11 protein-coding genes are annotated in these 12,583 nt (G+C 64.3%); 7 read left to right on the forward strand and 4 right to left on the reverse strand.

Annotated features, from left to right (window positions below; all coding sequences use genetic code 11):
* Positions 1 to 97: 97 nt before the first annotated feature.
* The 5 genes from L1O02_RS06620 (at position 98) to L1O02_RS06640 (ending at position 3,647) form a co-directional block, all read left to right on the forward strand.
* Positions 98 to 367: a type B 50S ribosomal protein L31 gene (locus L1O02_RS06620; protein ID WP_060840827.1), complete on the forward strand. Its 270-nt coding sequence runs from the start codon at positions 98 to 100 to the stop codon at positions 365 to 367.
* A 194-nt stretch (positions 368 to 561) separates the two neighbouring features.
* Positions 562 to 1,908, forward strand: coding sequence for an HD domain-containing phosphohydrolase (locus L1O02_RS06625; protein WP_060840826.1), 1,347 nt, complete (start codon positions 562 to 564; stop codon positions 1,906 to 1,908).
* A gap of 99 nt (positions 1,909 to 2,007) precedes the next feature.
* Positions 2,008 to 2,442 carry an NUDIX domain-containing protein gene (locus L1O02_RS06630; RefSeq protein WP_060840825.1) on the forward strand — a complete coding sequence of 145 codons (435 nt, stop codon included), beginning with the start codon at positions 2,008 to 2,010 and terminating at the stop codon, positions 2,440 to 2,442.
* A 27-nt stretch (positions 2,443 to 2,469) separates the two neighbouring features.
* Positions 2,470 to 3,108 (forward strand): LysE family translocator, encoded by a 639-nt coding sequence (locus tag L1O02_RS06635; RefSeq protein WP_060840824.1) that lies wholly within the window; start codon positions 2,470 to 2,472, stop codon positions 3,106 to 3,108.
* 23 nt (positions 3,109 to 3,131) lie between these two features.
* A complete protein-coding gene (locus L1O02_RS06640) occupies positions 3,132 to 3,647 on the forward strand; it encodes a GNAT family N-acetyltransferase (RefSeq protein WP_060840823.1) in 516 nt (171 codons plus the stop codon).
* Between the two features lie 45 nt (positions 3,648 to 3,692).
* Here the strand turns inward: L1O02_RS06640 and metR are convergent, their stop codons facing one another.
* Positions 3,693 to 4,610: a transcriptional regulator MetR gene (metR, locus tag L1O02_RS06645; RefSeq protein WP_060842009.1), complete on the reverse strand. Its 918-nt coding sequence runs from the start codon at positions 4,608 to 4,610 to the stop codon at positions 3,693 to 3,695.
* 108 nt (positions 4,611 to 4,718) lie between these two features.
* Between metR and metE the strand changes: the two genes are divergently transcribed.
* On the forward strand, positions 4,719 to 7,028 hold the full coding sequence (gene metE / locus L1O02_RS06650; RefSeq protein WP_235759718.1) for a 5-methyltetrahydropteroyltriglutamate--homocysteine S-methyltransferase: 2,310 nt from the start codon (positions 4,719 to 4,721) through the stop codon (positions 7,026 to 7,028).
* A 156-nt stretch (positions 7,029 to 7,184) separates the two neighbouring features.
* On the forward strand, positions 7,185 to 8,219 hold the full coding sequence (locus L1O02_RS06655; protein WP_235759719.1) for an alpha/beta hydrolase: 1,035 nt from the start codon (positions 7,185 to 7,187) through the stop codon (positions 8,217 to 8,219).
* A gap of 78 nt (positions 8,220 to 8,297) precedes the next feature.
* On the opposite strand, the gene L1O02_RS06660 is transcribed toward L1O02_RS06655, so the two are convergent.
* Genes L1O02_RS06660 through L1O02_RS06670 form a run of 3 tightly spaced genes read right to left on the reverse strand, consistent with a single transcriptional unit; the run spans position 8,298 to position 12,581 of the window.
* On the reverse strand, positions 8,298 to 9,695 hold the full coding sequence (locus L1O02_RS06660) for a sigma-54 dependent transcriptional regulator (RefSeq protein ID WP_235759720.1): 1,398 nt from the start codon (positions 9,693 to 9,695) through the stop codon (positions 8,298 to 8,300).
* Complete coding sequence (locus tag L1O02_RS06665; protein ID WP_060840819.1) at positions 9,685 to 11,457, reverse strand: HAMP domain-containing sensor histidine kinase; 1,773 nt, start codon at positions 11,455 to 11,457, stop codon at positions 9,685 to 9,687. The genes L1O02_RS06660 and L1O02_RS06665 overlap by 11 nt, the downstream gene beginning before the upstream one ends.
* Positions 11,454 to 12,581 (reverse strand): GNAT family N-acetyltransferase, encoded by a 1,128-nt coding sequence (locus L1O02_RS06670; protein WP_235759721.1) that lies wholly within the window; start codon positions 12,579 to 12,581, stop codon positions 11,454 to 11,456. Before L1O02_RS06670 ends, L1O02_RS06665 begins: the two co-directional genes overlap by 4 nt.
* Positions 12,582 to 12,583 lie beyond the last annotated feature (2 nt).

A 12,583-nucleotide genomic window follows, 5' to 3' on the forward strand; every position in this document is an offset into this window, starting at 1 on the left:
CCATTGTTGCAGGATCTTATTGCGATAAATTCTCGTTTGAGTTGGGTTTTATTGTTACTGTATAACAGTATTTTTACCCCAGCCGCTGGAGACTCCGATGAAACCCAACATCCACCCCGACTATCGCACCGTGCTTTTTCACGACACCGCCGCCGACGTGTTCTTTCTCATCGGCTCCACCGTCGACACCGATCGCACGCACACCCACAGCGACGGCAAGACCTACCCTTACGTGACCCTGGACGTGTCCAGCGCCTCGCACCCGGTGTACACCGGCCAGCAGCGCAAGACCCAGTCCGAAGGCCGTATCGCCGGCTTCAACAAGCGTTTCGCTGCATTCGGCTCCAGCGGCAAAGCGGCCAAGTGAGGACCTGGCCGGCGGGCGTTGCCTGAGGGCGGCGCCTGCTCCTGGCCGCGCTTGGACGCTGGCAACGGATGGATGGCATTAAAAAGCCATCATTGGGCTGGAAATTCTTCTAGTCTTGAATCAGGCGACAGGGATTGCGGTTGCCAGTCCAACTCATCAAGGACATGTGCATCGATGGTGACCCGAGGTGTCTCATGGGTGAACTAAACGTTGCCACAGTCACACGCTTGCCCGGGGTCCTGCTGGTGGATAGCCAGGACACCATTCTGCAACGCCTGCATCAACTGCTCAGCGCCCATGACTACCGCCTGTTCCTGGCCCACGATGCCGGCGAGGCGTTGCAGGTCATGGCCCGCGAGGAAGTGGACCTGGTGATCAGCGCCGCCCATCTGCCGCAGGTGGACGGCGCGACCCTGCTGGCGCGCATGCACCAGGACTATCCGGCCACCACGCGCATCCTGCTGACCGGTGATCCGGACTTGAAGCTGATCGCCAAGGCCATCAACGAAGGGGAAATCTACCGTTACCTGAGCAAGCCCTGGGATGACCAGGAGTTGCTGCTGACCCTGCGCCAGGCCCTGGACCATCAGCATTCCGAACGCGAGCGCCAGCGCCTGGAAGCCCTGGCCCAACAGCAGAATCGCGAGCTCAAGGCGGTCAATGCCTTGCTCGAGAAGCGGGTTGCGGCGCGTACCGCCGAGTTGCAGCAAACCGCCGACATGCTCGATCTGGCCTATGAAGAGCTCAAGCACAGTTATGCCACCGGCGCCGAGCTGTTCTCGCTGCTGGTGAACCAGCGTCTGCCCAGCGACAAGCAGACCAATCGCCGGATCATCGAACTGGTGCGCGCCTACTGCAAGGTCCAGGGCATCGACGCCGTGGCCCAGCGCGACCTGGCCATGGCCGCGGCCCTGCACAACATCGGCAAGCTGAGCTGGAGCGACAGCATGATGATCACCCCGGCCGATTTGCTGCATCACCATGAGCGCGAGCGTTATCGGGCCTATCCGGCGCAGAGCGAGTCCCTGCTGATGACCCTGGAACCGGTGCAGGATGCCGCGCGTCTGATCCGTCACCATCAGGAACACTGGGACGGCACGGGCTTTCCCGATCACCTCAAGGGCGAGGCAATTCCCCTGGGCTCGCGGCTGCTCAAGCTGGCGGTGGATTTTGTCGAACTGCAGTGCGGGCTGATCCTCGAACGCCGCATGAACAGCGACGAGGCCCTGGTGTTCATCCGCAAGTACGCCGGCCGGCTGTACGATCCGCAACTGGTGGAAGGCTTCATCCAGGTGTGTTCGGTGTACCTGAGCGACGTGACCCTGGGCGACCCTTCGGTCAAGGTCCTGAGCACCCGGGAGCTGCAGGCGGGCATGGTGCTGGCGCGCAACCTGAATGCCGACAACGGCATGCTGCTGCTCAACGCCGGCAAGGTGTTGAGCATGCCCCTGGTGGACAAGCTGATCGCCTTTGAAACCATGGAGGGCGGCCGCTACAGCGTGTTCGTCAAACTGCCCCGGGAGCAGCCGGCCCAGGCTTGAGGCGAGCGGCAGCGGGTCGGTCAAGGCGCTGTTGGCGGATGACGAGCGGCCGCCGGGCATGGGATCCTTGCGCCCTCTTGTTCAAGGTTTCGGATGCCCATGTCGCTGTCTTGCGTTGCTGTACCTTCCCTGATTCGTATCGCCGCGGCCCTGTTGATCGGGGCCGACGGCCACACCCTGCTGGTGCGCAAGCGCGGCACCCTGGCCTTCATGCAACCCGGTGGCAAGATCGAGCCCGGTGAGCTGCCGGTGCAGGCCCTGGCCCGGGAGCTGGAGGAGGAACTGGGGTTGCGCATCGACCCGAGCCAGGCTCGCTACCTGCAGCAGTTTTCCGCGCCGGCGGCGAACGAACCCGGGCATGTGGTGCAGGCCGAAGTCTTTCTGGTCCACATCGATGCACCGGTGCTTCCGGCGGCAGAGATCGAGGAGGTGCGCTGGATCGATCCGGCCGGCGATGGCGATTTATTCCTGGCGCCGTTGACACGGGATCTGATCTTGCCGTTTTATCGCCAGGCCCAGGCGGATCTCGCCTGACCTCCCCCCCGCTCGCCAAGGACTGCCATGATTCCACTCCACGATTTCCTGATCTTCGCTGCCGCGTCGCTGTTGATGGTGCTGACCCCCGGGCCGAACATGATCTACCTGATATCCCGTTCGATCTGCCAGGGGCGCAAGGCCGGCGTCACTTCGCTGTTGGGCGTCGTGGCGGGTTTCTTTGTCCACCTGTTCGCGGCCGCCCTGGGGCTGACCGCGGTGTTCATGGCGGTGCCCCTGGCCTATGAAGTGCTCAAGTGGGCCGGTGCCCTGTACCTGCTGTGGCTGGCCTGGCAGGCGCTCAAGCCGGGCGCCCGCTCGCCGTTCGAAGCCCAGCAACTGCCGGCGGACTCGCCGCGCAAGCTGGTGACCATGGGGTTCCTGACCAGCGCCCTGAACCCCAAGATCGCCATGTTCTACCTGTCGATCTTTCCCCAGTTCATCAACCCTGAACACGGTTCGGTGTTCTCCCAGAGCCTGATTCTCGGTATGACCCAGATCAGCGTGAGCTTCTCGGTGAACCTGCTGATCGCGCTGTTTGCCGCGGGCATTGCCTCCTGGTTCGCCAACAACCCGACCTGGCTCGCGGTACAGCGCTACTTCATGGGGTTCGTGCTGGCGGGGCTGGCGGTGCGCTTGATGTTCGAACAACGCCGTACCAACTGACTATCACGCCCTGACGATCCCGCATGAGCCCGCAGATCCAGCACCTGACGCCTGACGATGCCGAGCAATACCGGGCCTTGATGCTCGAGGCCTATGAGCGCCATCCCCAGGCGTTCACCTCCAGTGTCAGGGAGCGCGAGAAGCTGCCCCTGGCCTGGTGGGGCGCCCGTCTGGACGGGGAGCTGGACCTGATGCTCGGAGCCTTTGTCCAGGGCCGGCTGGCGGGGATCGTCGGCCTGGCCTTCGAGCTGCGGGAAAAGGCCCGGCACAAGGCGACCCTGTTCGGTCTCTACGTCACCGCCGAGCAACGTGGCAGCAGCCTGGGCCGGCAACTGGTGCAGCAACTGCTGGCCGAGGCGGCGCGCTATGAAGGACTGCGCCTGGTGCAACTGACAGTGACGGCGGGCAATGACCCGGCGCTGTCCTTGTACCGGCGCTGCGGCTTTGTCCAGTTCGGTCTGGAACCCCAGGCGGTGCGCGTGGGGGACGACTATTTCGACAAGATCCATATGTGGCGGGAAGTGCCGGTCGACGCGTGAACCGGGCCGCGGGGCCCGGTCGCTGGCCAGCCGATGCCAGGCGGATCAGCGTACCGCGCTGACACCGTCCAGGGTCGAGAACGAGGTGTCCTTGGCCGTCAGCAGGAAATCGCGCATGTAGGGCGCGTCCAGCATGTCGGCGCGAACCGCGGCGTACAGCGTGGCGAACAGTCCCTTTTCACCCAGGCGCTTGGCCTTCACATAGCCCCGTGAGCTGTATTCATGCAGGGCCCAGTGGGGCATGCCGCACACACCGCGGCCGCTGGCCACCAGCTGCATCATCATCACCGTCAGTTCCGAGGTGCGCACCTGCGCCGGCTCGATGTCCGCCGGTTCCAGGAAGCGGGTGAAGATGTCCAGGCGGTCCCGTTCCACCGGGTAGGTGATCAGGGTTTCGTTCAGCAGGTCTTCGGGCACTATGTAGGGCCTGTTCGCCAGGGCGTGCTGGTTGGCCACGGCGAGCATGGCTTCGTAGGTGAACAGCGGCACATAGGTGATACCGGTCAATTCCACCGGATCGGAGGTCACCACCAGATCCAGGTCGCCCCGGGCCAGGGCGGGCAGCGGGGCGAAGGAAAAGCCCGAGGCCAGGTCCAGCTCCACTTCCGGCCAGGCGTCGCGAAACTGATCGATGGTCGGCATCAACCACTGGAAGCAGCTGTGGCATTCGATGGCCATGTGCAAGCGGCCGGCGGTGCCGCCGGCCAGGCGGGCGATGTCCCGTTCGGCGCCGCGCAGCAGGGGCAGGGTCGCGTCCGCCAGTTGCAGCAGGCGCAGGCCGGCGCTGGTGAAGCGCACCGGTTTGGTCTTGCGCACGAACAACGGCATGCCCAGGCGCTCTTCAAGTTCCTTGAACTGATGGGACAGGGCGGACTGGGTCAGGTGCAGGCGTTCGGCGGCTTCAACCAGGCTGTCGGCTTCGCGCAGGGCGTGCAGGGTCTTCAGGTGACGGATTTCGAGCACCAGTTCCTCCATGAGTAAATTTTGTGATCAACACGAAAAGGTTGAGTTTGTCTCATGTTGCTCGGGCTGTCGACAATAGCGCCATCTTTTACAAGGAGGCACTTTCCCATGGCACTGGCCCACACCCTCGGTTTTCCCCGCATCGGCGCTGACCGCGAACTGAAAAAAGCCCTTGAGTCCCACTGGAAGGGCGACCTCGATCAGGCCGCCTTGCAGGGGATTGGTCGCGAGCTGCGGGCCCGGCACTGGCAATTGCAGAAAGACGCCGGCATCGACCTGCTGCCGGTGGGCGATTTCGCCTGGTACGACCAGGTGCTCACCCACTCCCTGACCTTTGGAGTGATTCCCGAGCGCTTCGACAACCTTCGCGATGCCCAGGGCCGCCCGACCCTGGACACCCTGTTCGCCATGGCCCGCGGCGCGTCCAGCGGTTGCTGCGGCGAGCAGGGGCAGGCGCAATACGCCCAGGAACTGACCAAGTGGTTCGACACCAACTACCACTACCTGGTCCCTGAATTCAGCGCCGACCAGGCTTTCCAGCTGAGCTGGGAACAGTTGTTCGACGAGGTCGAAGAGGCCCATGCCCTGGGGCATCAGGTCAAGCCGGTGATCATCGGCCCCTTGACCTACCTGTGGCTAGGCAAGGCCAAGGGCAACGCCTTCAACAAGCTCGATCTGCTGGAGCGCCTGTTGCCGCTGTACGGCGAGATCCTCAACCGGCTCAAGGCCCAGGGCGTGGAATGGGTGCAGATCGACGAGCCGATCCTGACCCTCGACCTGCCCCAGGAATGGAAAAGCGCCTTCGAGCGGGCTTACCACATCCTTCAGTACTCGCCCTTGAAAAAGCTGGTGGCCACCTACTTCAGCGGCTTGGAAGACAACCTGGGCCTGGCGGTGGGCCTGCCGGTGGACGGTTTGCACATCGACGCGGTGCGGGCCCCGGAACAACTGGGCCAGGTCCTGGACCGGCTGCCGACCTACAAGATTCTTTCGGTGGGGCTGGTCAACGGGCGCAACGTCTGGCGCTGCGAACTGGAGCAGGCCCTGCAACAGCTGCAGGTGGCCCAGGAGCGTTTTGGCGACAACCTTTGGGTCAGCAGTTCCTGCTCCCTGCTGCACAGCCCGGTGGACCTGTCCCGGGAAGATCAGCTGGATGCCGAACTGAAAAGCTGGCTGGCCTTCGCCGTGCAGAAATGTGGCGAGATCTCGGTCCTGCGTGATGCCCTGAACGATCCCCAGGCCCCGGCGGTGCAGGCGGCCCTGGCGCAAAGCCGGGCGGTCCAGGCCAGTCGCGCCCGCTCGCCACGGATTCACAAGCCCCAGGTCCAGGCGCGGGTCGAGGCCATCAGCGCCGCCGACAGCCAGCGTCGCTCGCCCTTTGCCCGACGCATCGAGCAGCAGCGGGCTCGCCTGCAACTGCCGGCCTTTCCCACCACCACCATCGGCTCTTTCCCGCAGACCTCGTCGATCCGCCTGGCGCGCCAGGCCTACAAGCAAGGCAAGCTGTCGCTCAATGACTACACCGACGCCATGCACCGTGAGATCCGTCACGCGGTGGAGATTCAGGAGCGCCTGGGCCTGGACGTGCTGGTCCACGGTGAAGCCGAGCGCAACGACATGGTGGAGTACTTCGCCGAACAGCTGGACGGCTACCTGTTCACCCGCTTCGGCTGGGTCCAGAGCTACGGTTCGCGCTGCGTCAAGCCGGCGATCATCTACGGCGACCTGAGCCGGCCCCGGGCCATGACTGTGGACTGGATCCAGTACGCCCAGAGCCTCACCGACAAGATCATGAAAGGCATGCTCACAGGCCCGGTGACCATGCTCATGTGGTCCTTCCCCCGAGAGGACGTGTCACGCAAGGTCCAGGCTCAGCAGCTGGCCCTGGCCCTGCGCGATGAAGTGCAGGACCTGGAGCAGGCCGGGATCAGGATCGTGCAGATCGACGAGGCAGCGTTCCGCGAAGGACTGCCCCTGCGCCGGGCGCAATGGCAGGAGTACCTGGATTGGGCGGTGCAGGCCTTCCGCCTGAGCGCCTCCGGGGTGAAGGACGAAACCCAGATCCATACCCACATGTGCTACAGCGAGTTCAACGACGTGATCGACGCCATCGCCGCCATGGATGCCGACGTGATCACCATCGAGACTTCCCGCTCGGACATGGAGTTGCTGCAAGCCTTCGAGGCCTTCGATTACCCCAACGACATCGGCCCGGGGGTGTACGACATCCACTCGCCACGGGTGCCGGATACCGCCGAGATGGTCAAGCTGATCAGCAAGGCCGCCCGGCGCATTCCCGCCGAGCGTCTGTGGGTCAACCCCGACTGTGGCCTCAAGACCCGCGCCTGGCCGGAAACCGAAGCGGCCCTGGTGAACATGGTGGCCGCCGCCCGCCAGCTGCGCAGCCAGCTGGCCTGAGCCCCTGGCCGGCGAAGGCGATCACCGGATCCTCTTCGTCGGCCAGGAATGACCGCTGGGCAATCTTCATCAAACTGTCACGCAACTGTGGCAGCGCGAATCATCGAAGTTCATCAGACTCGCGCTCCACTGGGGTTCTGCGTTTCGGTGTTTTCCATGCGGGCAAGATTGTTTTCCACTGTCATCCTGCTGGCCGGGCTATTGCTCGGCCAGCTGTCCTTTGCGGCCGCGCGCTGCGATGTCGACGTACCCACGCAACGGGTCGACCTGCCACAGGTGAGCCTGGCCTATCAGAGCATTGGCCGGACTTCCGATCCGGCGCTGTTGCTGGTCATGGGGCTGGGCGGGCAATTGATCCACTGGCCGGACGAGGTGGTCATGGCCTTGTGTCAGCAGGGCTTTCGGGTCATTCGCTATGACAATCGCGACGTCGGCCTGTCCACCTGGCGCCAGGCTCCGGCCAGCGCCAACCTGACCTTCGAAGTGCTGCGCTACAAGCTGGGCCTGCCGGTGTCGGCGCCCTACACCCTGACCGACATGGCCGACGATGCCCTGGGGCTGATGAATGCCCTGCACATCGAGCAGTTCCATGTGCTGGGGGCGAGCATGGGCGGGATGATTGCCCAGCACCTGGCGGCCATGGCGCCACAACGGGTCGAGAGCCTGACCCTGATCATGACCAGCTCCGGCGCCGAGGGCCTGCCCGCGCCGAACGCGGCCCTGGTGCAGTTGCTGTCCCGGCGCAATGCACCAAACCGCGAAGCGGCCCTGGAGCAGCAGGCGGACCTGCTGGCGGCCCTGGGCAGCCCGAAGGTCGCGGATGATCGTCAGGTTCTGCTGCATCAGGCTGCGTTGTCCTATGACCGGGCGTTCAACCCGCAGGGGGTTCAGCGCCAGATCATGGCGATCCTCGCCGAGCCGAGCCGGGTGGCGCTGCTCAAGCAACTGCGGGTGCCGACCCTGGTGGTGCACGGCACCGCCGATCCGCTGTTGCCGGTGATGCACGGCGTGCACCTGGCGGCGCAGATCCAGGGCAGTCAGTTGAAACTGATCCCGGGCCTGGCCCATCGTTTCCAGGAAGCTTTCAAGGCACCCTTGCTGGCGGCGGTGCTGCCATACCTGCAAAACCATCGCGAAGACACGTCCCACTGGGCCCAGATCGAACCACTGGAAGTGGGGCGCATGCTCTGAGCCAAGCCTCAAACGGCTAGATTTTCACTTGCAGCTTGCAGCTTGCAGCTTGCAGCTGGTCGCTGGTCGCTGTTCGCGTCAGCGAACGATCTTGTCCACCTGAATGCCGAGTTTCTTCAGGCGGTACCAGAAGCTGCGCTCGGAAATGCCGATCATCTGCGCCGCCGCAGCCTGGACGCCGTTGCTCTGCTGGAGGGCTGCGAGGATGTAGCTGCGTTCCACCTCCGCCAGGGCTGCATCCAGGTCGCTGGGCACTGGCGCACCGACTCCGGGGAGTGCGCTGCCTTCGACTCCCGCGGGCTGGGTGTCGAACAGATAGCCCGGCAGGTCGCTCTCTTCGATGACCGAGGCGCGGGCCACGATGGTGGCGCGCTCCACGCAGTTCTGCAGTTCGCGAATGTTGCCCGGCCAGTTGTAGCTGGCCATGGCCTGTAGCGCCTGCGGGCTGAAGCCGGTGATGCGCTTGCCCGCGGCGGCGCCCAGGCTGTGGGCGAAGTGGCGGGCCAGCGGGGCGATGTCCTCGACCCGCTCGCGCAGCGCCGGCAAGGGGATCGGGAACACATTGAGGCGGTAGTACAGGTCTTCGCGGAATTCCTTGTTGGCCACCGCTTCCAGCAGGTTCTTGTTGGTCGCGGCAATCACCCGCACATCGACCTTGCGCTCTCGCGGGTCGCCCACCGGCTCGATCACCCGCTCCTGCAGGGCGCGGAGAATCTTGGCCTGCAGGGCCAGGGGCATGTCGCCCACTTCGTCGAGGAACAGGGTGCCCTTGTCGGCCTGCTGAAAGCGCCCGACGCGGTCGGCCACGGCGCCGGTGAAGGCGCCCTTGCGATGGCCGAACATCTCGCTTTCCAGCAGGCCCTCGGGAATCGCCGCGCAGTTGACCGCGACAAACGGCTTGTCGGCGCGATTGCCGTGCTTGTGGATGGCCCTGGCGACCATTTCCTTGCCGGTGCCGCTTTCTCCGGTCAGGAGGATGGTGGCATTGCTGTCGCGCACCGAGTCCACCGCCTGCAGCACCTGGCGAAAGGTCGGGCTGTCGCCCACCAGACTGTCGAACTGCTGGTGTTCGTCGAGTTCGGCGCGCATGCGCTGGTTGTCTTTGAGAATGTCGCGAAACTGCAGGGCCTTGCTGACGGTGATGTCCAGCTCGTCGATATCGAACGGCTTGGCGATGTAGTCGTAGGCGCCGTTGCGCATGGACTGCACGGCGTTCTTCACCGTGCTGTAGGCGGTCATCACGATCACTGGCAGGTTCGGGTAGCGCTGCTTGATTTCCCCCAGCAACTGCGGCCCGTCCATGCCCGGCATGCGCCAGTCGCTGATCACCAGGTCGATGTCCTCCTGCTCCAGCACCTTGAGGGCGTGCAGGCCGTTGCTTGCGGTGAACACCTGAATACCGTCCTGGCTCAGGGCCGAGGACAGCAGGTCGCAGAGTTTCGGTTCGTCGTCGACCACCAGCAGGTTATGCGTCATCACTGTCCTCGTCGTCCTCTTCACCGTTGGCCGGAATGTACAGGCTGAAGGTGGCGCCGGCATCTTTTTCGCTGACGCACTCGATATGGCCGTCATGGCTTTCCATGATCGAGAAGACTTTAGCCAATCCCAGGCCGGTGCCCGAGGCCTTGGTGGTGACGAATGGGGTGAAAATGCGCTCCAGCATGTCCGGCTCGATGCCCTGGCCGGTGTCGCTGACGCTGATGATGGTTTCGTCTTCCTGCTGGGCGATGCCCAGGGTCAGGCGGCCGCCCTCGGGCATGGCGTCGATGGCGTTGAGGATCAGGTTCAGGCAGGCCTGCTTGAGCTGCCGGGCGTCGGCGTGGATGGTCGCGCCGGGGGCCTGGTCATCGATGCGCGCGTCGATGTTGTGGGTCGCCAGTTCCGGGGCGCAGAAGCCCAGCAACTCTTCCAGCAAGGGGCGCGCCGGCTGGGTGGCGCGGATCGGTGCGCTGGGCTTGGCGAAGTCGAGGAACTCGGTGATCAGGTCATTGATCCGGCTGACCTCGCTGATCACGTATTCCAGGTGGCGCTTGTCGTTTTCCGGCAGGTTGGCCCGGCGGTGCAGCAGTTGGGTGGCGGTCTTGATGATGCCCAGGGGATTGCGGATTTCGTGGGCCAGGCCCATGGCCACTTCGCCCAGGGCGTGCAGGCGGTCCCGGCGACGCAACTGGGCTTCCAGGTGCTGCAGTTCGCCGAGACGTTCGGTCATGTGGTTGAAGGTGCTGCTCAGCTCCGCCAGTTCGTCGCCACCGATCACCGGCACCCGTTGCCGGTAGTCGCCGGCAATTACCGCCTGGACGCCCTTGGACAGGCCCCGCAGCGGCCGGGTCAGGCGTTGCGACACCAGCCAGCCGACACACAGCGAGGCCGCCGAGCTGAGGAGAAAGATCAGGATGAACAGGTTGCTCTGGTTGACCAGGCCCACCAGGCTGCTGTGGCGCAGCAATCCGCTGAAAATCACCCCCACCAGGTCGCCGCTGTCATTGAAGATCGGTCGGTACAGGCCGCTGTAGCGGCTGGTGAACTGTTCGGTGGGCTGGCGCGTGGCGCGCAGGATGTCTTCGATCTTGTGCGGCACCCGCGGGGGGTGATCCTCGAAGCGCTGGGTGGCGAAAATCTCGGAGAAGTCATCGGCCTTGGCCAGGTACAGGCGCAGGTCCAGGGAGTGCACGTCGGCCACGCTGGTGAGGAAGCTGGCGTCCAGGTAGGTGGCGATCAACAGCTGATAGTCGACGCCGTCCAGCTGGGTCTGGAAGGTCGAGACCACCGCGCCGGTGGCCACACCGCCCACCTGGATCGTCTGCAGCACGGCATTGGAGGCGGTGCTGATCTGCCCCACCACGTCATCGGCGGCGGTGGTGAACATCACTTTGTGGTCGTTCTTGCGAATCAGCGCCACCACGTCGATGCCCATGGAGTCGGCGATGTCGGCGGTGAGCTTGTCGTGCTTGGCCGCATTGCGATCGGTGGGCGGGCGGGTGTAGCGCAGGAACAGTTGGGCGATCCGGGCGTTGTCACGCAGGATCTCGGTGATCTCGTCCTCGACGATCTTGGTCGACTCCTGCAGCCAGATCCGCACGTTGCTGTCGAAGATTTCCGACAGCGTGGTGGCCGCCAGTTCAGCCGCGATCATGGTGGGGATCACACTGACCAGCCAGAAGGCCAGCACCAGCTTGCGCTGCAGGCTCCAGCGGGAGATGGCGAAGGGGCGAGGCGGGCGACGATCTTTTCTGGTCATGTACTTTCGCTTATTGCAGCAGCCATGGCGGGGTCGGAGCGATCCGGGCGAACAAAGCGTTTTATCACTTTGAGCAGGGCATTGAGCAACGGATTGCGGTGGCGGAAAAACAGCATGTTACCGGTGAAGCGGCAACCCAGGCGCAGTTTGCTGGCATAGCCCGCCTGGCCGCACTCGTAGAGCGGAATCCGTTGCTGGATGCAGTAGTCGACATTGGCCAGCCAACTGCGGAAATACAGGTTGTGCTCGCGACTGACATTGAGGTCGTGGGCGAAGAACTTGTCGATCAGCCGATGCTGGTCGATGAGGATCAGGTTGAACGCCACCAACTGCTCGCCGACCCAGTACAGAACGCAGGCGGCGCGATCGCCCAACTGCTGCAGGATCGCGGTGAAGTAGTCCGCCGGCAGGCGTTCGAACTGCAGGTCGCTGCGGTTCAGGGTCGCTTCGTACAGGCGCATGATGTCCGGCAGCACGTCGTCGATCTGCCGCCGCCATTCGATGCGCGGTCCCGGGGCCCGGAGTTTGCGGCGCAGGTCCTTGCGGGTGGATTTGCCCAGGGTGCCCAGGTACGCGTCGATCGAGGCGAAGGGCACGGGCAGCAAGGCGGTGGGCAGGCTGGGCATGGCTTGCAGGCCGGCGGCCAGGCAGCTGTCGGCCCATTGCTGATCGTGGCTGGGGGCGTCCTTGACCGCCAGCAGGCCGATGCCAAAGCTGTCGGCGTCGCGCCGGGCCAGTTTCAGCAGTTCTTCAAGCAAGGCCTGGCGGCGCTGGGGCGGGACATGGCTGGCGGTGCCGGCGTTGCACTGTTCGGCCACCGGCGAACCGATGGCGTACAGGCGCAGTTGCAGAACACCGGGCCACTGGCGCTCCAGGCGCTCGGTAAAGCGTTTGGCCAGTCCCGAAACGGTGGTGTCGAGCCGATACTGGGTGGTGAAGGCCGGTGCCACCGCCACCAGGGTCGAGCCCTCGAAGACCGCCAGGTAGCGCCACTGAAAGTCGGCAATGGCGGCTTTTTCTACGGCCAGGTAGTAATCCCAATCCTCCAGGGCCTCTGGAAAACAGTCATTCCAGGCGCTGCGTTCGATGGCCTGTATGGTTGAAAAGGCTTGGGCGGTAATCACGT

The organism is Pseudomonas sp. BC42 (genome assembly GCF_021560055.1).
In the GTDB taxonomy this organism is placed as follows: Bacteria; Pseudomonadota; Gammaproteobacteria; order Pseudomonadales; family Pseudomonadaceae; genus Aquipseudomonas.